Raw genomic sequence first — 19,448 nt, forward strand, 5'->3', positions numbered from 1 at the left:
ATGCTAAGTTATCTCAAGAATCCAGATTCCTTACTTAGTAAGTTATCAAATTTACCTTTTATACAAAGAATAATTTTATTTGTCATAGTAATGAGTTTGGGATGGTCATACACAATTTTTCAAATGATTCAGCAATACCAACAAATAAGACAAATTGAAGAGATGCTAGTCTATGAGAAACAGGACTTACAGCATAATCAACAGATTTTCGATCGTTTAAAACAACATATAACACAGTCTGCTTTGACCCCAACTTTAACGAGTCAGATGACAAAAATCAATCAATACATTCATCAGCATTCACACAAAATAGTATTACAGTCTACTGAATGGACATTTCACTTTTTTCCACTACTGAATTTACAATTTCAAAGCTATTTTGCTGATTTTCATAACTTTTTAACGACACTTTTAACTCAGTATCCACAATTAAAGCTTAGTAAATTGCAATTATTGAAAATAGCAAATATAGAGGGTGTATCAGTACAGGTAGATATTTTGTTGCAGCTGCAACCAATAGAGGAGTGAAACTAATGCAAAAATTGACCGCACTTATTTTATTTAGTTTAACACTGAGTGTACAAGCAGATCCCTTTGATCGAACTCAACGACAAACCCAATCAAATGCTGTAATGAAAAACGAAAAAATAATGTTCTTGACATCTTGCCATGCTTTAGAGTCAGCACTTTTTCCAATGAATGATTTAAATGAGCTGAAATTAATTGGTGTATTACAGCAACAAACAGAATGGTTAGCATTTTTTATGAATGAAGACAAGCAGATTCAGAGTGCCTCTCTTAATCAATTGTTAACAGCAGAAGGCTTCCGTATTCAACAAATTAGTAAGCAAGGTATTACCTTAGCTTATTGGAAAAATAAACAAAATTGTACGGAAAATAGCACATTATTTATTAAACTTTAGGATGAAGGTATGCAAAAAGGGGTTAACTATTGTATTAAGTGCGGTCTATTATGGCTTAGTTTTGTTTGTTGTGTGCTAGCGCAATCTAGTGAGACGTTTTCTATTCGCTTAAAGCAAGCGCCACTAGTTGAAATTTTGCAACAATTAGCGTTACAACAAAACAAAAGTTTAGTCATTGATAATGAATTAGATGGTACGTTATCACTGCAATTAGAGCAAACTAGTTTTGAGAAATTGTTATATGCCGTAGCTAAGATTAAACAATTAGAGCTACACAAAGAAGGTCAATTGTATTATTTGAGTAAAGGTTTTAAAGCGGACAAAATAAAGAGTGAAAGTAGTCAGCTAAGTCCTAATTTAGTAACAGACTCAATAAAATTACAATTTGCTAAAGCAGAAGATGTGATGAAATCATTGACTACTGGTAATGGCTCTTTATTATCGGTAGATGGGCGTATTAGTGTAGATATACGCAGTAATTTATTGTTAATTCAAGATCAAGCTGAATCAGTCCGAAATATTAAAAAATTAGTATCAGAAATGGATAAACCTGTTGAACAAATCGTGATTGAAGCGCGAATTGTCACTATGACCGATGAAAGCCTAAAAGAGCTGGGCGTTAGATGGGGAATGTTTGATCCTACTTCTCATAAACATACTTTATCAGGTAGTTTAGAAAGTAATGGCTTTTTGAATATTCAAGATCATCTCAATGTTAATTTTGCAACTAATGTAACACCTGCAGGAAGCATTGCATTACAACTAGCAAAAATTAATGGTCGCTTATTAGATTTGGAATTAACTGCACTTGAACGAGAGAATAATGTTGAAATTATTGCTAGCCCACGTTTGTTAACGACGAATAAGAAAAGTGCCAGTATTAAGCAGGGAACAGAAATACCTTATATTGTGACAAATGGTAAAAATGATACACAATCTATTGAATTTCGTGAAGCAGTACTAGGTTTAGATGTTACACCACAAATCTCAAAAGATAATACTATTTTATTAGATATGGCGGTTAGTCAAAACTCATTAGGACCGAGAGTGACTTATGATAAAGGCGAAAGTATTTCAATAGATAAGCAAGAAATTAATACTCAAGTTTTTGCAAAGGATGGTGAAACTATTGTTTTAGGGGGAGTATTTCATGATACGATAATGAAAGGCGTAGACAAAGTGCCTCTGCTTGGTGATTTACCTGTATTAAAACATCTATTTAGTAAAGAAAGTGAACGTCATCAAAAGCGGGAGCTCGTTATTTTTGTGACGCCACATATTTTAAAGCAGAATGAAATAGTCGCAAAATCAGAGCAGTAGTGCCTTAGTATAAGCTCTTAAAATAGCGCTCGCTTTCGTTCCCACTGAGTAAATATCACAAATAAATCGCCTGTTAAGGTTGAAAAATAGGGTGATTTATTGCGATAATCGCAATTATTTTTTGGGTGATCTTTTTGCGACCGATTCAGGTCGCTTCTCTATTTTACAAAAGATCATGATTATCAATATATTAATGAACAAGAAGAAAAATTAGAGATGGCAGAAAAGCGTAATATTTTCTTAATAGGTCCAATGGGGGCTGGAAAAAGCACAATTGGTCGTCAATTGGCACAGCTATTAAATATGGATTTTGTCGATTCTGACGGTGAAATTGAGCAACGTGCTGGTGCAGATATAAGCTGGATTTTTGATGTTGAAGGTGAGGCTGGTTTTCGTAAGCGTGAAGAGCGCATTATTAATGAGCTAACACAAAGACAAGGTATTGTACTTTCAACAGGTGGTGGTGCAGTATTATCAAAAGAAAATCGTAATCATTTATCGGCACGTGGAATCGTGATTTACTTAGAAACGACAGTTGAAAAGCAATATCAAAGAACACAGCGTGATAAAAAGCGCCCATTACTACAAGAAGTAGATGATCCTCGCCAAGTATTGGAAGATTTAGCGAAAATTCGTAATCCTTTATATGAAGAAATTGCGGATATTACTTTGCCAACAGATGAACAAAGTGCAAAAGTAATGGCAACACAAATTATGGATTTAATTGATAATCTTAATGGCTGAAAAATAGGATAAATCATGCAGTGTGTAAATGTTGAGTTAAAAGAACGCCGTTATCCGATATATATTGGAGCAGGTTTATTATCTGATGAAAATTGTTATCCATTGAAATCGGGTGATAAAGTCATGATCGTTACTAATCCAACAGTTGCACAATACTATCTTACCCCAGTAACAGATACCTTAGAAAGAAAAGGATGCTTGGTTGAACATGTATTATTGCCTGATGGAGAAAAGTACAAGACTTTGGCATCATTGGACTTGATTTTTACCGCACTTTTACAAACTAATCATGGGAGAGATACTACGATTATTGCCTTAGGTGGTGGGGTTATCGGTGATATAGCAGGTTATGCTGCAGCCAGCTATCAACGAGGTATTCGCTTCATTCAAATCCCAACAACATTGTTAGCACAAGTTGACTCATCGGTGGGAGGGAAAACAGCTGTAAATCATGAGTTAGGTAAAAATATGATTGGTGCTTTTTACCAGCCTTGTTGCGTAATTATTGATACTTTAACTTTAAAGAGTTTACCTAAACGTGAAGTAAATGCAGGATTGGCTGAGGTAATTAAATATGGAGCTATTCTTGATAAAGATTTTTTTAGTTGGTTAGAGCAACATATCGATAATCTTGTTGCTCTAGAGCAAGTCTATTTACAGCAATGTATTTCACGCTGTTGTCAAATTAAAGCAGATGTTGTTGCAAACGATGAAATAGAGCAAGGTGATAGAGCATTATTGAATTTAGGGCATACTTTTGGTCATGCGATTGAAACCCACTTAGGTTATGGGAATTGGCTACATGGAGAGGCTATTGCTGTTGGTATGATGATGGCAGCAGTGCTTTCAGAAAAATTAGGCTATTTAACGTATGATGATGTTGGTCGTCTTGAAAAATTACTTGCAAGAGCGAATTTACCAACGGTTTCACCAGATAGTATGCAAGCAGAAGATTATTTGCCACATATGATGCGAGATAAAAAAGTCTTAGCTGGAAAATTACGTCTTATTTTACTCAAAGCATTAGGTCAAGCTTATGTTGCAACAAATACTGATCAAGAAATAGTGTTAGATGCTATACGTTCTTGTACTCAGGTTGATTAATTAATGCCTCCTCGTCGAAAACAGCCTATTAAATCAAAGCAGTTAGGCTTCAAAAAAAAGACTAAATTACCCATGATAAAATACCGCCCATTTTTAAAATGGGCCGGTGGTAAGTTCCGTTTGACTGAGGAACTTAATAAAGTTCTACCTAAAAAGAATACGTGTTTAGTTGAGCCTTTCGTTGGTGCTGGCGCAGTATTTCTAAATACAAATTTTGAGCGTTATATCTTGGCAGATATTAATCCAGATTTAATTAATTTATTTAATTTTGTTAAGTCTGATGTAGAACGTTATATTGAAGCTGCCAAAGCCATTTTTTTTCATCCAGAAGCGAATACTAGTCAGTATTATTACACACAGAGAGAACAATTTAATCGTTCGTCAGATACATTTGAGCGTTCAGTAATTTTCTTGTATCTTAATCGTTTCGGCTTTAATGGATTATGCCGTTACAATTCCAAAAATGAATTTAATGTGCCATTTGGCTCTTATAAAAGACATTATTTTCCTGAGGCTGAATTACGTTATTTTGCTCAAAAAGCACAACATGCAGAGTTTATTTGTGCTGATTTTCAACATACTTTCTCTTTAGCGGATGAAAAATCTATTATTTATTGTGATCCACCTTATGCTCCTTTAATACAAGAAAGTAATTTTACCAGCTATGCTGGTAATGAATTTTCTGCTCAACACCAAAAAGTATTAGCTGATTTAGCAAGTTATACTGCAGAAGAACGCCATATTTCCGTTGTTATTTCAAATCATGATACTGCATTTACACGTGATATTTATCAGAAAGCTAAGCTAAAAGCCATTCAAGTACAACGGTCAATTAGCCAGCAATCAAACAGACGAATCAAAGTGACGGAATTAATTGCAGTCTTCAATGCGAAATGAAATTGGGTGAGTAGATAAACAAGAGTAAACTGAATAGCTTAGTGAATTTTACATATTTTATATCACACGGACAGATTGGGATTAATATAGAATTTGATGTGCTTTACCTCGGGGTAATTTGTTTTTATTAATGCGAGTAAGTGCTTTTGTTGAAATAAAAGCGCTTGGCGAACAATCGCATTAGCAACTTCTAGATAAAGTGTATCTTGCTCTAAATTAGCAACTTTGTACAACCCTTGATATTGTTTTGGAAAGCTTTGTTGTAAGTGTAAATTTAGCTCGTTTAAAAATAATCCTTTTTTCATTATTTTGGCTAAACTAGAGTTTTCTAATAGTTCTACTACATTAACTGGTTTTTCGTATCTCATTGACTTGTTTTCTCACTTTTCACCTCAATATCTATGACATTGTAGCTAATTTCCGCTACAATACGAGAGATTTTTGAGTGATAGGGATGATGATGATTTTAACAAAAGGTAAGCATAATTTTTGGTCGCAATTATTATTAAGTATGATTGCGATTTTGGCGTTACCTGAAGCTCAGAGTCTAACAAATCAGTCCAATGTTGCTAATGCTAGTTATCAAAATCCACATTTTATTCAACAACAAATATCACATGTTGTTGCGTTAGTTCAGCAAGTTCAACAACAGCAGCGTAAAGCTACTGCTATTCCTTACCAACAATACTATCTTTTCAAAAGTGAGCCACGCTTGGATACTGGTATTGTTTCTTTCGTTCCGCCGATTAGAGCAGGGCCTTATTTTTCTTAACTTTCGTTTTTGTATTACGAATTCTGTTTTTTATTTATAAAATAAAGCAGAATATTTTTATTGTTTATTTTTAAATTAGAAGAAAAAGTTATGTTTAGAAGTGTTCTCACAAAAATTTTTGGTAGTCGTAATGATCGTATTTTACGCCGTTTAAATAAAATTGTTGTTAAGATTAATAAATTAGAACCTGAGTTTGAAGCATTAAATGATGATCAATTGAAAGCAAAAACAACAGAGTTTAAGACTCGTTTAGAACAAGGGGAAACGTTAGAGCAAATTTTACCAGAAGCTTTTGCTACAGTGCGTGAAGCCAGTAAGCGAGTGTTAGGTATGCGTCATTTTGATGTGCAATTATTAGGCGGAATGGTGTTAACGAATCGTTGTATTGCTGAAATGCGTACAGGGGAAGGGAAAACATTAACAGCAACATTACCATGTTATTTAAATGCATTAACTGGTAAAGGTGTTCATGTTGTGACAGTGAATGATTATCTTGCTCGTCGAGATGCTGAAACTAATCGACCTCTATTTGAGTTTTTAGGAATGACTGTAGGAGTCAATGTACCAGGATTATCGCCAGAGCAAAAACGTGAAGCTTACTCGGCTGATGTCACTTATGCGACTAATAGTGAATTAGGGTTTGACTATTTACGAGATAATTTAGCCCATAGTGCAGAAGAACGTTTCCAGCGCTATTTACATTATGCTTTAGTGGACGAAGTTGATTCTATTTTAATTGATGAAGCACGTACGCCATTGATTATTTCGGGACAAGCAGAAGATAGTTCAGAGCTTTATATCACTGTAGATAAGTTAATTCCAAACTTAATCAAGCAAGACAAAGAAGATAGTGAAGAATATCAAGGCGATGGTGATTTCACGTTAGATCTAAAAACTAAACAAGCACACTTAACTGAACGAGGTCAAGAAAAAGTCGAGCAGTGGTTGACGGCACAGGGACTAATGTCAGCAGAAGAATCTCTTTACTCACCATCTAAAATTTCTTTACTGCATCATGTTTATGCAGCATTACGCGCTCATACATTATTTGAGCGTGATGTTGATTATATTGTCAAAGACGGTGAAATTGTCATTGTTGATGAACACACTGGTCGCACAATGGCTGGACGTCGTTGGTCTGATGGGCTGCACCAAGCTATTGAAGCGAAAGAAGGTGTACGTATTCAAAGTGAAAACCAGACTGTTGCGTCAATCACTTACCAAAACTACTTCCGTTTATATGAAAAATTAGCAGGGATGACAGGAACAGCAGATACAGAAGCTTTTGAATTTCAACAAATTTATGGTTTGGAAACTATTGTTGTGCCGACGAATCGTCCAATGATTCGTGATGATCGCACTGATATTATGTTTGAAAATGAAGAATATAAATTTAATGCGATTATAGAAGATATCAAAGATTGTGTGGCGCGTAATCAACCTGTTTTAGTAGGAACCGTTTCTATTGAAAAATCAGAATTACTCTCTAATGCGCTTAAAAAAGCAGGGATTAAGCATAATGTATTAAATGCAAAATTCCACGCACAAGAAGCAGAAATTGTTGCTAATGCAGGTTATCCAGGTGCTGTGACAATCGCAACTAATATGGCAGGGCGAGGTACGGATATTGTTTTAGGTGGTAACTGGAAAGCGGAAGTTGCTAAGTTAGATAATCCAACACAGGAACAAATTGATGCTATTTATACAGCATGGCAAGCACGTCATGATGTTGTGAAGGAAGCAGGTGGTTTGCATATCATTGGCACAGAACGTCATGAATCACGTCGTATTGATAATCAGTTACGTGGTCGTTCTGGTCGTCAAGGTGATCCAGGATCATCTCGTTTCTATTTATCACTGGATGATGCCTTAATGCGTATTTATTTAAATGAAGGTAAATTAAACTTAATGCGTAAAGCATTTAGCACAGCAGGCGAAGCAATGGAGTCAAAAATGTTGACGAAAGTAATTGCTTCCGCGCAAGCTAAAGTAGAAGCTCATAATTTCGATGGGCGTAAGAATTTACTTGAATTTGATGATGTTGCAAACGATCAACGTCATGCGATTTATGCACAACGTAATAGTTTGTTAGATAATGAAAATATCTCAGAAACGATAGATGTGATACGTGAAGATGTATTTAATCAAGTTATTGATCAGTATATTCCACCACAATCGTTAGAGGAAATGTGGGATATTCCCGCCTTAGAGCAACGCTTGAAACAAGATTTTGCTCTAGATTTACCATTAGCCAAATGGTTGGAGGAAGACAATCATTTTGATGAAGATGCATTACGTCAACGTGTATTAGATGCGGCGATTGCTGAATATAAGCAAAAAGAAGCTATTGTTGGTGAGCAAACGCTGAGACATTTTGAAAAAGGTGTTATGCTGCAAACATTAGATGAACTTTGGAAAGAGCATCTTTCTTCAATGGATCATTTACGTCGAGGTATCCATTTACGTGGTTATGCACAAAAAGATCCAAAACAAGAATATAAGAAAGAATGTTTCCAGATGTTTACAGATATGCTTGATGCTCTTAAATTGAGTGTTGTCACTACATTAAGCCGAGTTCAAGTGAGAACTCAGGAGGAAGTCGAACAAGCAGAGCGTATGCGTCAGGAAATTGCTCGTCGCGAAAATGCGGCTATGCATTATAATTCTGAAGATAATCAAGGCAGTGAAGTAGTAGGTGAGCGCCGAGTTGGTCGCAATGAGCCTTGCCCTTGTGGTTCTGGCAAGAAATATAAACATTGTCACGGTAGTAAAGCTAAATATTAATTTCATTATTTCAACGTTAATTAAGATGAAAAGTGCGGTCTGATTTTGAGGTTTTTTGCAAATGATGCTGCGCTTTTTAGTTTAAGGATTGGCTATGACGAAACCAGTTGTTCAAGTGGCGGCAGGTATTATTCGCAATGAATTTGGTCAAATATATTTGACTCAGCGTTTAGAAGGGCAAGACTTCGCTCAATCTCTAGAATTTCCAGGTGGTAAAGTTGATCTCGGAGAATCACCTGAGCAAGCATTAAAGAGAGAATTAGAAGAGGAGATAGGTATTCATATTTTGCATGCTGAATTGTATGAGCGTTTTCAGTTTGAATATCCGACTAAAGTTATTTCTTTCTATTTTTATTTGGTTGATGAATGGTTTGGTGAGCCTTTTGGACGTGAAGGACAAGAGGGTTTTTGGGTAGCGCAAAGTGAATTAGATGCAGGACAATTTCCTCCTGCTAATGCAAGACTGATCCAACGCTTATTAGCTGAAAGTCTGATAGAAAATTGAGATGTCTCTAAAAATAAACCCCGCCAAGAGCGGGGTTTATAGTTATCCTATCAAAAAAGAATACGCTATATTACAGTAGCTCTTTTGATAAATTATTTTTGTCCCATTGCAGCTTTCATTTGTTTAAGCTGCTCAATAGCTTGATTACAAGTTTGCTCTTGCATGTCTTTTGGCATTGCAGCAAATTGCTGTTTTGCTGCATCATATTGTTGTTTTACCATAGCCGCTTGTTCAGCTGGTACATTTTTAAGGAAACCTTCATATTCTGTGAAATATTTTTCACAAGCTGGCGCTAAATCAGCAGCAGAAACAGTCATTGCAAAGCTTGATAAAGCGATTACAGAGAATAATTTTTTCATAAACTCGTCCTTTATAAATAATTTAACTTTGTATAAAAAATGCCAAAAGGCAATTCATTATACTCTTGCTACTGAATAAATAAACAATTTGATTTTAATTTTATTAATTCAAATTTTATCTTAAGTGAAAGGGAGAGGGAGTGAAATTATCTTGACTGAGAGTACAATCCGATGTTGTTTGGTTGACAAATTATAATACTAAGCTCTGCTAATCTATCCCAAATATCTAGACTGAATTCTTTTTTTGTTGCATATTCAAGTTGAGCAAGTTGTTGGAAAATAACATAAAGCTGTTTATAAGTTAAACGCTGGAAAGCTTGGCTAAATAGCGGTCGACGATTCTGCCAAACCTTTAACTGATCAAATCGCTCTCGTAATTGTTGGATGGGGAGGTTTGAATCAATTGGTGTTTTATGTAGTGGCTTTGATAAGGCTAATAATGTCATTAAGTCACGTTGTAAAGTCCGCAATAAGATAACAGGTTGTATATCTTCAGCTTGTAATCCAAACAAAATTCGCTGCGCACGTTTTAGTTTACCTTCCAATAAAGCATCAACCCATTGAAATACTGTAAAAACTGAAGACTGCTCGACAGTTGTTTGTACTCGTTGGTAAGTTAATTTACCCTCAGGATAGAGTAAAGCAAGTAATTGTAGACTTTGTTTTAAAGCTAATAAATTATTTTCGTAGCTATAACAAAGTAGCTGTGTTGCTTGTTCTTCAATTGTTAGTCCCATCGATTTCGCTCGATTACTGATCCAACGGGGTAGCTGTTCAATATTGGGTGTTTGGCAGTTGACTAAGACCGCTTTTGGCTCGTAATCAATACTTTGTATAAACCACTTTTGTTTTTCTGTTGCTTTTGCTAACTTAGCTAATTGTAAAATAAGTAATATATCTTCATTTAGCAGCGAGATCAGTTCTTGTAAATGCTGTTGCAATGTTACAGTAAGATTATCTGGTAAATTGAGAAAAATAATTTGTTTATTAAAAAATAATCCTATGGATTGACAGCGTTCAAATAAAGCATTCCAATCTGTATTGTTATCTACAGAAATGATATTTTTCTCATCAAACCCTTGTTTAAAAGCCATCTGACTAATGAGATCTTGACTTTCACTAAGCAATAAAGGATCTTGCCCCACTAGATAATAGAGTTTTGCCAGTCTATGCTGTAGAGTTGCCTCCAGCTGCTCGGTGAAAATGCGATTCATTATTTCGTTTGGATTTGATGTTGTAATGCGACCATTTTTGTAATTAACTGACGAGCTGCTTGTTCGCGCATATCATGCCAAATGACTTCTTTTTCAGCAGATTTAGCTAACGCAGCACGCGAGTTATCAAAGAAAGTGCGGTTCACTTTTGCCGAAATTGGGAATGATGCATGGTTAGGTAATTTTACCATTGCCTCAACTTCTAAAATCAGGACTTTTTCTGCTTCGCGACCACGTTTAAAAATTGATGCGACTTTATCATCCATTGTAATTTTATTTAAGCGTAATACTGGAATTGTCTGTTGAGAATCAACCAAGTTAACATTGTTCATCTGTAATTGCTTTCTTAATACAATAGTCATTTCACTATAAGGATCACTACTTTCTAGTGTCAGTGTTTGTAATTCTTGTGGGATTAGCCCACCATTTTGGAATTTAAAGCCACAAGCGCTGATTAGACAGACACTTGTTATAAGTAAAAGATGTTTTAGTTGTTTCAACATAGGCAGATCCTTCGTTCCCCTCTGAGGGCAGAGGGAAAATTTAAGACAAATTATGAATTATTTCGCAACAAAGCTAAATAATTTACCAGGTACATAGATGGTTTTCACGATAGTTAAACCTTCTAAGTGCTTACTTACATTACTATCTGATAAAGCGACTTGTTTAATATCTTCTTCACCCATATTCGCTGGTACAGTAATTTTTGCACGTACTTTACCATTTACCTGTACTACGACTAATTTTTCATCATCAATCATCGCAGCAGCATCTGCTTCTACCCAAGGGGCAAAGTCAATTGCCCCTTGATTACCCAGCTCTTTCCATAATTGGAAACAAATATGTGGCGTGATTGGATAAAGCATACGTATTACAGCGCTTAATGCTTCAGCCATAATGGCTCGATCTTGATCATTTTCTAACGGTGCTTTCGTTAATTTATTCATTAACTCCATAATTGCAGCGATTGCAGTGTTGAATGTCTGACGTCGACCAATATCATCGCTTACTTTGGCAATCGTTTTGTGTACATCTCGACGCAATGCTTTTTGGCTGGCTGAAAGAGCGGTCGGTTCTACAGCAGTTTTTGCTGGATTTTTATTATATTCAAACGCCAGATTCCATAAACGACCAAGAAAGCGTTTAGCCCCTTCTACACCTGACTCTTGCCATTCAAGAGTCATTTCTGCTGGTGAAGCAAACATCATGAACAAGCGTACAGTATCCGCACCGTATTTTTCTACCATTTCTTGTGGGTCAATACCGTTATTTTTAGATTTTGACATTTTGGTCATACCTGAATGAACAAGTTCACGACCTTCTTTATCAAAGGCTTTTAAGATACGACCTTTTTCATCACGCTCAAGTGTGACTTCCGTTGGCGATACCCAAATACGCTCATTCGTTGGTGATGTGTAATAGAATGCATCTGCTAGCACCATACCTTGACACAATAATTTATCTGCTGGCTCATCGCTTGTGACAAAACCAGCATCACGTAATAATTTGTGGAAGAAACGGAAATACAATAAGTGCATTGTTGCGTGTTCAATACCACCGATGTATTGATCCACTGGTAACCAGTAATTTGCTTCTTCTTTATCTAACATTGCTTCTGCAAATGTTGGTGAGGTGTAACGTGCATAGTACCAAGAAGATTCCATAAAAGTATCAAAGGTATCAGTTTCTTTTAATGCTGGTTGGGCGTTGTACGTGGTTTTTGCCCATTCAGGATCTGCTTTGATTGGGCTTTTCACACCGTCCATTACCACATCTTCAGGCAATACGATTGGTAAATCTTGTAATGGTGCAGGCACGACATCGCCGTTTTCTAAAGTAAGCATTGGAATTGGTGCTCCCCAGTAGCGTTGACGAGAAACACCCCAGTCACGTAAGCGGTAGTTAGTTTGCTTTTTACCTACGCCTATTTGCATGAGTTTGTCTGCGATCGCGTTAAATGCACCATCAAAATCTAAACCATCAAATTCAGCTGAGTTCACTAATTTGCCGTATTCAGTAAATGCCGCTTTGCTGAAATCCCATTCTGAACCATCTAATGGTTGGATAACTTGATTAATTGGTAAATCATATTTTTTCGCAAATTCATAGTCACGTTCATCGTGAGCAGGAACAGCCATAACCGCACCAGTACCATAATGCATTAACACAAAGTTAGCCACCCAAACTGGTAATTTTTCCCCAGTTAATGGATGAATAACGAATAGTCCAGTTGGCATACCTTTCTTTTCCATTGTCGCAAGTTCAGCTTCTGCCACTTTGGTGTTTTTGCATTCTTGGATGAATTGGGCTAATTCTGGGTTATTTTCCGCCGCCTTTTCTGCTAAAGGATGTGCTGCTGCAACAGCAACATAAGACACACCAAAGAAGGTATCTGGGCGTGTGGTATAAACAGTTAAGCTATCTTCAGAATTGTCTAATTTGAATGTGATTTCAACCCCTTCAGAACGACCGATCCAGTTACGTTGCATTGTTTTTACTTGGTCTGGCCATAATGGAAGGTTGTCCAAATCACCTAATAATTGCTCTGCATAATCTGTGATTTTAATAAACCATTGTGGAATTTCTTTTTGTTCCACAGGGGTATCACAGCGCCAGCAGCAGCCTTCGTGCACTTGTTCATTCGCTAATACAGTTTCATCGTTTGGGCACCAGTTCACTGTAGATGTTTTTTTGTACACTAAACCTTTTTTGTATAACTCGGTGAAGAACCATTGTTCCCATTTGTAGTATTCAGGTTTACAGGTGGTCACCTCACGCTCCCAATCAAAGCCAAAACCCAAAATTTTGAGTTGGTTTTTCATATAATCGATATTTTCGTAAGTCCATTTTGCAGGTGCAGTCTTATTTTTGATCGCAGCACCTTCAGCTGGCAAACCGAATGCATCCCAGCCCATTGGTTGTAAGACATTTTTCCCGTTCATACGTTGATAGCGTGAAACCACATCACCAATAGTATAGTTACGCACATGACCCATATGCAGACGACCTGATGGGTAAGGGAACATTGAGAGGCAGTAATATTTCGGTTTATTAATATCTTTAATCGCTTTAAATGTTTTATTTTCTTGCCAATATTGTTGAACTTCTGGCTCAATCAAATCGGGACGATATTGTTCTTGCATAGTGTTACCTTACGATTTTAACCGCAATTTGCGGAGAGAATTTATTTGAGAAAATACCGTATAGAATAGCGTAAAATGGGGGAAATTGACAGCTTAAATACTGAAAAATAGTGAGATATAGGAGGTGCTTGAGTAAATAGTTTGCTTGTTTTATATCTTATAATACGTGGTATTTTTTCTTAATTGACAAGAAGATTTTTAAGATAGAGTATAAGGACTCCCTATTATTTTATTAAAGAGTAGAGAGCCCTGAATCGCCAATTTATTACCAAGTATAGCGAATACCTAAGTAGCCATTGTAAGACTCACGTGAAAGTGTTGAATTGCGATAGACTTTATTACGATCTTGAATACCTAATACATAATGTACATTCGCGTGAAGAGTGAGATTTTTTGTCAGTGGGAGTTGTCCTCCAAGACCAAAATCTGCGGCTAAATCACTAAAATGTTCACTTGCTATTTGGTTATCAATTTTTATTTGGCTTTTTTCACCTTTTAACATTTTAAGTAAGTTAGCACTAATATAAAAAACAGGCTCATGGTTTTGTTTATTGTTATTCCATGTGACACGTGTACCAATCCGAGCTACCCAACTATCTTGGTGGTTTTTTTGTATTGCTTTAATGCCATCGTTAAAACTTTTTAGCCATACAGATTGATAGCTGATTTGAGCTTGTGGTTCAATGGCAATATTTGGATTAAGTAGTGGAAATGGTTTACCTATTTCTATTGATGCACCAAAAGCATAACCATTTTGTTTAGTTTGCGTATTTTGGCTACGATAACGGTTTTGTAGCCAAGAAATTTGTCCAACAGTATCAATGTATAAACCCGTTGAACTATAGTAAGTATGATAGCTACCAAGTGAGAACATGTCTGTTCTGGCACTACCAGTAAACTTATTCGATGTAACGATAGCATTTTTTGTACGATATTTATCAAAGAAACTATTTTTTGCCCAGCCATAAGTCAATGTAATACCTGTATATTGCCGTGTTTTGTCTTCACTTAGCTTGAAAATTAAGTCTTGACCAAATTGTATAAAACCAGATTGTGTTTTGGTAGCAAAGCGCTTTTTACCTTGAAACATATCATAGCCATAATGTACTCGAGTCCAAATTCGTTTGTTAATATCATTTTTATCAAACAATAAATGAGGTTGTTCACCAATACGTTCATGTAATTTACCAAGTTGTGAGTATATCATTTGGCGATTAATGAATGGCTGTTGTATATAACCGACAACAGGTTGGTTGATGATTTCTATATTTGGTAAAGATTGTAATGTCCAATGATAGTTATTACCATCACGTTTAAGTTGTGCCTCATAGGGACCATAGGTTTCAGCGGTCCCAATAAATAAATTACCGCTGTGATCGTTTTCTACTTCAATCACGTTTGTTGAAAATTGCTGTTGATTTTTTGCAGTAATATTACCTATTTTATTGCCATGAATTTTAATCGTAGTAATAGCATTGCCATCAATCGTTTTAATTTTTAGTACATCTGTTTTTGATATCCCATTTAGTGTATTGCCTAAATCATCCCAATGGGAATTGATGATCAAAGTACCACCTCCACTATAGTTATCTGCTGTAAGTATAAGTGGTTGATCATTGCTAGGAGAAATAAATGTAATTGTACCTGTATTAACTAAATTATCTAATTTAGAGTTTGCAGTATTATACCAACTTCCAGTATTCATGAGATTGAGAGTATCGGTATTACTACTCACTAAAAAGCCTGTTAATATATTCGAATTCGTCACATCGATATGACCATTTTGTGTATTTTGAAAAAGTGCGGCTGTTGAAGATAAATTACCTTGGTTATTAATGACTAGTTTTCCTGCACCATCATTAACAATGATTTGCTTATTAGTATTTATATTACCTTGAGATAAATTATTGAAAACAGCTGTTCTATTTTCTTCTGGTATAGCGTGAATAGTAATACCATCTTTACTTGTTACTGATAATTGACCATTATTTTCGAAAGTTGCGTTACTATAGAGTCTGATCGCATCAGCATTTGGCGTGTTAAAAATACTATTGCCGTTCATAGTGGTTTTACCATTACCTAAAGTAAAAATTTCATTATCATTTGGGTTCGTAATAGTAAATTGATTAAATATAATTGTTGGTGTAGCAGTAGGTGGAATATACAAGAACGTCTTATCGTTCATAATAGTTGTTTTTCCTTGAAATAAGAGCTGACCTGATGTATTTTCAAAAACTTTAATTGTCCCTCCTGTTGAATTTAATGAGACATTTTTATTAAAAACATACTTACCATTGCCCATCCGAATAAAACTGGCTCCTGCAGTGTCTGCTATAACATTACCTTCAATAATCATTGATGTATCCGTACGAGCATTACCCCAATCACCATCTCCATTTAAGGCAAATAATGAACCACCATTGACACTTTCTGCATGTGAAATATTAAGATTACCTTTAATATGTAAGTGATTCCCTCCACCAATGATGATATCTCTAGGGTATCGAGAAGATGTTGCTTTATGCACTGTAACATCTCCTTCAAAAATAGCAGTATTAGTTAAATCCTGCTCTGGGCGTAAAAAAATAGCTGCATAAGTACCATCACTCGTGCCATATCTAATTTTATGTAAATCAACATGGGGTGCAGTGAAAGTCGCTGTACCGCCTTTACTTATATCAATTACTGCATTGTCTCGGTTTTTATCTTTAAAATTATCGCCTGTATAATTACAGATGCCGCCAGATTGTACTACGGCACTGCCTGCTATTGGAGTCGGACAATTGGCATAAGCTATGTGAGGTAAAATAGCTATGTTAGAGAGAAGAATCGCTATTGTAGAGAGTTTCTGTGTATGAGTTTTAGGTAATAATAATTTAGATATAAAATGAGTTTGATTTTGCCTTTGCATAAAATTTGTCCTAATTATATAAGTTAATATAGATATTTTTTTGAGTATAAATGAATATTTTTAGGTTGTTAAATAACCAATTATTGCTTTTTTATAACTCAAGTCTAGCGTTTTTTGTTTTTTTAAACAATTTTATTGACATATAACTGATTATACTGGTAGTTAAACGATTACATAGTTTGTATGGTGTTAGAAGGGAAATATATTCTGAGTATTATTAGTGATAGCGATCATATAAAGGCAATAATTCTTTAATAGTTTTAGTACTAAACTGAACAATATCAATCTAATCTAACTGTTGCTGTTCAATATTTTTGCCAATACACCAAAAATCGTTGGCATGGCGTAATGTTAGCTCCTGTACTTGAAATTCAGGAACTTTTTTGAAATCAGCATATTCACTTTCATCACTATGCCAAAGCTGAAAATGGCTGTATTTTTGAATCTCGATAGCCTCTAGCTATTGATTGGATTATTCAATTTTCATTTGTGAACGATCTGCTCGATAGCAATGCTAATTTAGACTAATAGAGAGGCGATGTCGATTTAAGATAATCGATAAAATCGATGCGGAGTTTTGTTGATATTCATATTTAAAATTAGAGAAAAAATATGCTTGAACTCGCCAGCCATTGCCCCACTTTTGCAAAAGGTACACCTAAAGTATTAGGTATTTGCAAGAGAATATATTTCTACTTTTCCCATTCTTCTTTGTCATTCCTTTTAATGTGATCAATATCTGCAGGACAAAACTTTTTCATCTGTGCAAATTGATAAAAGAGAATTTTGAACACATCACAAGAAGAGGAGTTGATTAATGCTGTTTGTTGCATAAAATTTTACAAATCCTGACCGCACTTTAAGCTATTATTGGTTTTGTATAATATCTGGCGTATATTCCAATTTTTTAATTGCTTGTAGCAAGCGCTGATTGTCTAGATCTTTTTTCGCTACAACATTGACAATGCGATCTTTAAAATTCGCTTTAGTCGATATAACTCCGTCAATACTACGTAGCTCTTTATTGACTAAATAAACACAAAGTTGGCATGTCATTTCTTTAATATGAATAGAGACCTGCTTTTCGTCTGTATTTATGTTAGGCATTGATGCATAGCTGATATTGAACAAAGAAAAAAAGAACAAAAATGCACAGACTATTTTTTTCATAACACACCTTTTTATTCAAGGAAGTAAGGTAACAGTGTTGGATAAAGTAAGAAAAATAGCATTACGACGAACACAATGGCATACAATATAATCAGATTTTTACGCGATACATATTTTGTGCAGATGATTTTTTTAGAAAATGTGAGTAACCAAAACCCATAACTAAATGCTGCTAGAGATAAAATGAGCATCGGGATACGTAAATAATCGTATTCGTGTAAGCTGACTAACCAAGTAGATGAAACACCAAATACCAGATAAATTAATGGTGCAATGCAACACAATGTAGAAGTTACTGCGGCAATTACCGCAGTAACACAAGTTGCAATAAAACTTTTGTTATAGTTCTTTTGCAGTGAATTCATAGCTGAACTCTTTTGGATCAAAGAAGTTTAACGGATCGCCACCAATCTCTGCATATGGATAACCAAAGTTATTTAATGGTGCGACTTCTGGCAGTGGATAAAGCTCGAAATCACGTGCGTGATTGTAGCCCATCCAGTTCATTTCCCAGTTGCCAAATAAGTAATCAGACACCGCTTGTGTATCAGGATCATTCACCGATTTTTTCTCAGCTAAACGCATTTTTGTGACATCCGCCGAATCTACAGGCACCCAGCCAAACCCTGCTAAATAAAATTCAGCACGGCAATGTTGTCCGCCACTGACATTCGCAAATTTATTCACATCAGCACTACCAAATGCGCCTTTAGAGTATTTGCCCATTTTCACGGCTTGTCCTAAGCGTAAGCCAAAAATTTCACGCGCAGGAATGTTTGAGGCACGAGCTAATGCTACAAAAACTGAGTTAATATCTGTACATTTTCCTTTTAGCACCCCTGTGGTTAAGATTTTTTCTACATCTCCATCGCCACAGCCTAATACAGAGTTATCTCGCTCCATATTATTCACGATCCATTGGTGGATTAATTCAGCTTTTTTCAGTGGATTAGATTCTTTACCTACAATTTTATCTGCATATTCTTTCACAATGCCGTCAGTTTTGATGTGCGTTGTCGGTTTTAAATATTCTAAGACATCAACAGAATACTGAATTTTATTTGGCACTTGGTAGTCTTTTAATGCACCTTGCAACATAGGTTCGCGATCTTTGGTTTGAATCACCAATTGGATTTTTAAATCGCGTTTATCTGCATTTTTGTCCCAATTTGCAAATAAGGTTTTTGCACCGTATTGGTTATTTTCACTGATATAAGCGGATTTGTAATTGCCTTCAAATTTTACTGACTTCACTTCTTGATATTCATTATTAACCGGCAATGGCACCCATAAATTAGTTTCACCTTTTGAGCCTTTTGGTACAGCTAAATTAAAAGATTTGGTGAGCTCGTAAGTATGTGTGTCAGTGAGTGTATTTGGAATTGAAGTGGCAAATGCGAAAGTAGAGCAACCTGCAAGCAGGGCGGTGAGTAATTTTTTCATTAGATTGTCCTGTGTAGATAAATAAACATAACATGTTATATGCATCCCTGTTCATTCATTTTTTGTATGTAATGAACGTCGCACAGCTTACCTGAAAATGGATGGAAAATAAACAGATATTTTGAAGTTATATTTATAAGTGATTGCTGAAATCAGTTA

Annotated in this window: 18 protein-coding genes and 1 pseudogene; 9 read left to right on the plus strand and 10 right to left on the minus strand. The window is 35.5% G+C overall.

The window, feature by feature from the left end:
* The 6 genes from K7G93_RS10115 to K7G93_RS10140 all read left to right on the plus strand — a co-directional run bounded on the left by K7G93_RS10115 (position 1) and on the right by K7G93_RS10140 (position 4,988).
* A complete protein-coding gene (locus tag K7G93_RS10115) occupies positions 1 to 528 on the plus strand; it encodes a hypothetical protein (RefSeq protein WP_506329720.1) in 528 nt (175 codons plus the stop codon).
* 5 nt (positions 529 to 533) lie between these two features.
* Positions 534 to 923, plus strand: coding sequence for a pilus assembly protein PilP (locus K7G93_RS10120; protein ID WP_258691309.1), 390 nt, complete (start codon positions 534 to 536; stop codon positions 921 to 923).
* A gap of 9 nt (positions 924 to 932) precedes the next feature.
* Positions 933 to 2,243: a type IV pilus secretin PilQ gene (locus K7G93_RS10125; protein ID WP_226690357.1), complete on the plus strand. Its 1,311-nt coding sequence runs from the start codon at positions 933 to 935 to the stop codon at positions 2,241 to 2,243.
* A gap of 216 nt (positions 2,244 to 2,459) precedes the next feature.
* Complete coding sequence (gene aroK, locus K7G93_RS10130; RefSeq protein ID WP_046339606.1) at positions 2,460 to 2,987, plus strand: shikimate kinase AroK; 528 nt, start codon at positions 2,460 to 2,462, stop codon at positions 2,985 to 2,987.
* A 15-nt stretch (positions 2,988 to 3,002) separates the two neighbouring features.
* Complete coding sequence (gene aroB, locus K7G93_RS10135; RefSeq protein ID WP_226690358.1) at positions 3,003 to 4,091, plus strand: 3-dehydroquinate synthase; 1,089 nt, start codon at positions 3,003 to 3,005, stop codon at positions 4,089 to 4,091.
* Between the two features lie 3 nt (positions 4,092 to 4,094).
* A complete protein-coding gene (locus K7G93_RS10140) occupies positions 4,095 to 4,988 on the plus strand; it encodes a Dam family site-specific DNA-(adenine-N6)-methyltransferase (RefSeq protein ID WP_049214647.1) in 894 nt (297 codons plus the stop codon).
* Positions 4,989 to 5,050: 62 nt separating this feature from the next.
* Here K7G93_RS10140 and K7G93_RS10145 read toward each other — a convergent pair whose 3' ends face one another.
* A complete protein-coding gene (locus K7G93_RS10145) occupies positions 5,051 to 5,356 on the minus strand; it encodes a DciA family protein (RefSeq protein ID WP_115323520.1) in 306 nt (101 codons plus the stop codon).
* 92 nt (positions 5,357 to 5,448) lie between these two features.
* Between K7G93_RS10145 and secM the strand changes: the two genes are divergently transcribed.
* From secM to mutT, 3 genes are all read left to right on the plus strand, one after another.
* Positions 5,449 to 5,760, plus strand: coding sequence for a secA translation cis-regulator SecM (gene secM / locus K7G93_RS10150; protein ID WP_223667851.1), 312 nt, complete (start codon positions 5,449 to 5,451; stop codon positions 5,758 to 5,760).
* Positions 5,761 to 5,850: 90 nt separating this feature from the next.
* Positions 5,851 to 8,544 carry a preprotein translocase subunit SecA gene (gene secA / locus K7G93_RS10155; RefSeq protein ID WP_226690359.1) on the plus strand — a complete coding sequence of 898 codons (2,694 nt, stop codon included), beginning with the start codon at positions 5,851 to 5,853 and terminating at the stop codon, positions 8,542 to 8,544.
* 94 nt (positions 8,545 to 8,638) lie between these two features.
* Complete coding sequence (gene mutT, locus K7G93_RS10160; protein ID WP_115323522.1) at positions 8,639 to 9,049, plus strand: 8-oxo-dGTP diphosphatase MutT; 411 nt, start codon at positions 8,639 to 8,641, stop codon at positions 9,047 to 9,049.
* 92 nt (positions 9,050 to 9,141) lie between these two features.
* On the opposite strand, the gene K7G93_RS10165 is transcribed toward mutT, so the two are convergent.
* From K7G93_RS10165 to K7G93_RS10205, 9 genes and pseudogenes are all read right to left on the minus strand, one after another.
* A complete protein-coding gene (locus tag K7G93_RS10165; protein WP_049214642.1) occupies positions 9,142 to 9,408 on the minus strand; it encodes a DUF5339 domain-containing protein in 267 nt (88 codons plus the stop codon).
* Positions 9,409 to 9,554: 146 nt separating this feature from the next.
* Positions 9,555 to 10,622, minus strand: a complete 1,068-nt coding sequence (holA, locus tag K7G93_RS10170) for a DNA polymerase III subunit delta (RefSeq protein WP_160531116.1) — start codon at positions 10,620 to 10,622, stop codon at positions 9,555 to 9,557.
* Positions 10,622 to 11,125: an LPS-assembly lipoprotein LptE gene (locus K7G93_RS10175; RefSeq protein ID WP_049214640.1), complete on the minus strand. Its 504-nt coding sequence runs from the start codon at positions 11,123 to 11,125 to the stop codon at positions 10,622 to 10,624. Before K7G93_RS10175 ends, holA begins: the two co-directional genes overlap by 1 nt.
* A gap of 57 nt (positions 11,126 to 11,182) precedes the next feature.
* Entirely contained in the window at positions 11,183 to 13,765 is a 2,583-nt protein-coding gene (gene leuS, locus K7G93_RS10180; RefSeq protein WP_226690360.1) for a leucine--tRNA ligase, read from the minus strand.
* Positions 13,766 to 14,030: 265 nt separating this feature from the next.
* Positions 14,031 to 16,676, minus strand: a complete 2,646-nt coding sequence (locus K7G93_RS10185) for an autotransporter outer membrane beta-barrel domain-containing protein (protein ID WP_226690361.1) — start codon at positions 16,674 to 16,676, stop codon at positions 14,031 to 14,033.
* Positions 16,677 to 16,893: 217 nt separating this feature from the next.
* A pseudogene (locus tag K7G93_RS10190) lies at positions 16,894 to 17,509 on the minus strand (HI_0552 family protein).
* Between the two features lie 34 nt (positions 17,510 to 17,543).
* On the minus strand, positions 17,544 to 17,846 hold the full coding sequence (locus K7G93_RS10195; protein WP_115323527.1) for a heavy-metal-associated domain-containing protein: 303 nt from the start codon (positions 17,844 to 17,846) through the stop codon (positions 17,544 to 17,546).
* Positions 17,847 to 17,857: 11 nt separating this feature from the next.
* Positions 17,858 to 18,211: a membrane protein gene (locus K7G93_RS10200; RefSeq protein WP_049214635.1), complete on the minus strand. Its 354-nt coding sequence runs from the start codon at positions 18,209 to 18,211 to the stop codon at positions 17,858 to 17,860.
* A complete protein-coding gene (locus tag K7G93_RS10205; RefSeq protein ID WP_226690362.1) occupies positions 18,186 to 19,289 on the minus strand; it encodes a transglutaminase-like domain-containing protein in 1,104 nt (367 codons plus the stop codon). The genes K7G93_RS10200 and K7G93_RS10205 overlap by 26 nt, the downstream gene beginning before the upstream one ends.
* Positions 19,290 to 19,448 lie beyond the last annotated feature (159 nt).

The sequence above is a fragment of the Pasteurella canis genome, assembly GCF_020810675.1.
Classification (GTDB): domain Bacteria; phylum Pseudomonadota; class Gammaproteobacteria; order Enterobacterales; family Pasteurellaceae; genus Pasteurella; species Pasteurella canis.

What these genes read in the sequence shown, in the direction of transcription:
- K7G93_RS10115 (WP_506329720.1), top strand. Translation starts at nt 1, where the DNA reads ATGCTAAGTTATCTCAAGAATCCAGATTCCTTACTTAGTAAGTTATCA.
- K7G93_RS10120 (WP_258691309.1), top strand. Translation starts at nt 534, where the DNA reads ATGCAAAAATTGACCGCACTTATTTTATTTAGTTTAACACTGAGTGTA.
- K7G93_RS10125 (WP_226690357.1), top strand. Translation starts at nt 933, where the DNA reads ATGCAAAAAGGGGTTAACTATTGTATTAAGTGCGGTCTATTATGGCTT.
- aroK (WP_046339606.1), top strand. Translation starts at nt 2,460, where the DNA reads ATGGCAGAAAAGCGTAATATTTTCTTAATAGGTCCAATGGGGGCTGGA.
- aroB (WP_226690358.1), top strand. Translation starts at nt 3,003, where the DNA reads ATGCAGTGTGTAAATGTTGAGTTAAAAGAACGCCGTTATCCGATATAT.
- K7G93_RS10140 (WP_049214647.1), top strand. Translation starts at nt 4,095, where the DNA reads ATGCCTCCTCGTCGAAAACAGCCTATTAAATCAAAGCAGTTAGGCTTC.
- K7G93_RS10145 (WP_115323520.1), bottom strand. Translation starts at nt 5,356, where the DNA reads ATGAGATACGAAAAACCAGTTAATGTAGTAGAACTATTAGAAAACTCT.
- secM (WP_223667851.1), top strand. Translation starts at nt 5,449, where the DNA reads ATGATTTTAACAAAAGGTAAGCATAATTTTTGGTCGCAATTATTATTA.
- secA (WP_226690359.1), top strand. Translation starts at nt 5,851, where the DNA reads ATGTTTAGAAGTGTTCTCACAAAAATTTTTGGTAGTCGTAATGATCGT.
- mutT (WP_115323522.1), top strand. Translation starts at nt 8,639, where the DNA reads ATGACGAAACCAGTTGTTCAAGTGGCGGCAGGTATTATTCGCAATGAA.
- K7G93_RS10165 (WP_049214642.1), bottom strand. Translation starts at nt 9,408, where the DNA reads ATGAAAAAATTATTCTCTGTAATCGCTTTATCAAGCTTTGCAATGACT.
- holA (WP_160531116.1), bottom strand. Translation starts at nt 10,622, where the DNA reads ATGAATCGCATTTTCACCGAGCAGCTGGAGGCAACTCTACAGCATAGA.
- K7G93_RS10175 (WP_049214640.1), bottom strand. Translation starts at nt 11,125, where the DNA reads ATGTTGAAACAACTAAAACATCTTTTACTTATAACAAGTGTCTGTCTA.
- leuS (WP_226690360.1), bottom strand. Translation starts at nt 13,765, where the DNA reads ATGCAAGAACAATATCGTCCCGATTTGATTGAGCCAGAAGTTCAACAA.
- K7G93_RS10185 (WP_226690361.1), bottom strand. Translation starts at nt 16,676, where the DNA reads ATGCAAAGGCAAAATCAAACTCATTTTATATCTAAATTATTATTACCT.
- K7G93_RS10195 (WP_115323527.1), bottom strand. Translation starts at nt 17,846, where the DNA reads ATGAAAAAAATAGTCTGTGCATTTTTGTTCTTTTTTTCTTTGTTCAAT.
- K7G93_RS10200 (WP_049214635.1), bottom strand. Translation starts at nt 18,211, where the DNA reads ATGAATTCACTGCAAAAGAACTATAACAAAAGTTTTATTGCAACTTGT.
- K7G93_RS10205 (WP_226690362.1), bottom strand. Translation starts at nt 19,289, where the DNA reads ATGAAAAAATTACTCACCGCCCTGCTTGCAGGTTGCTCTACTTTCGCA.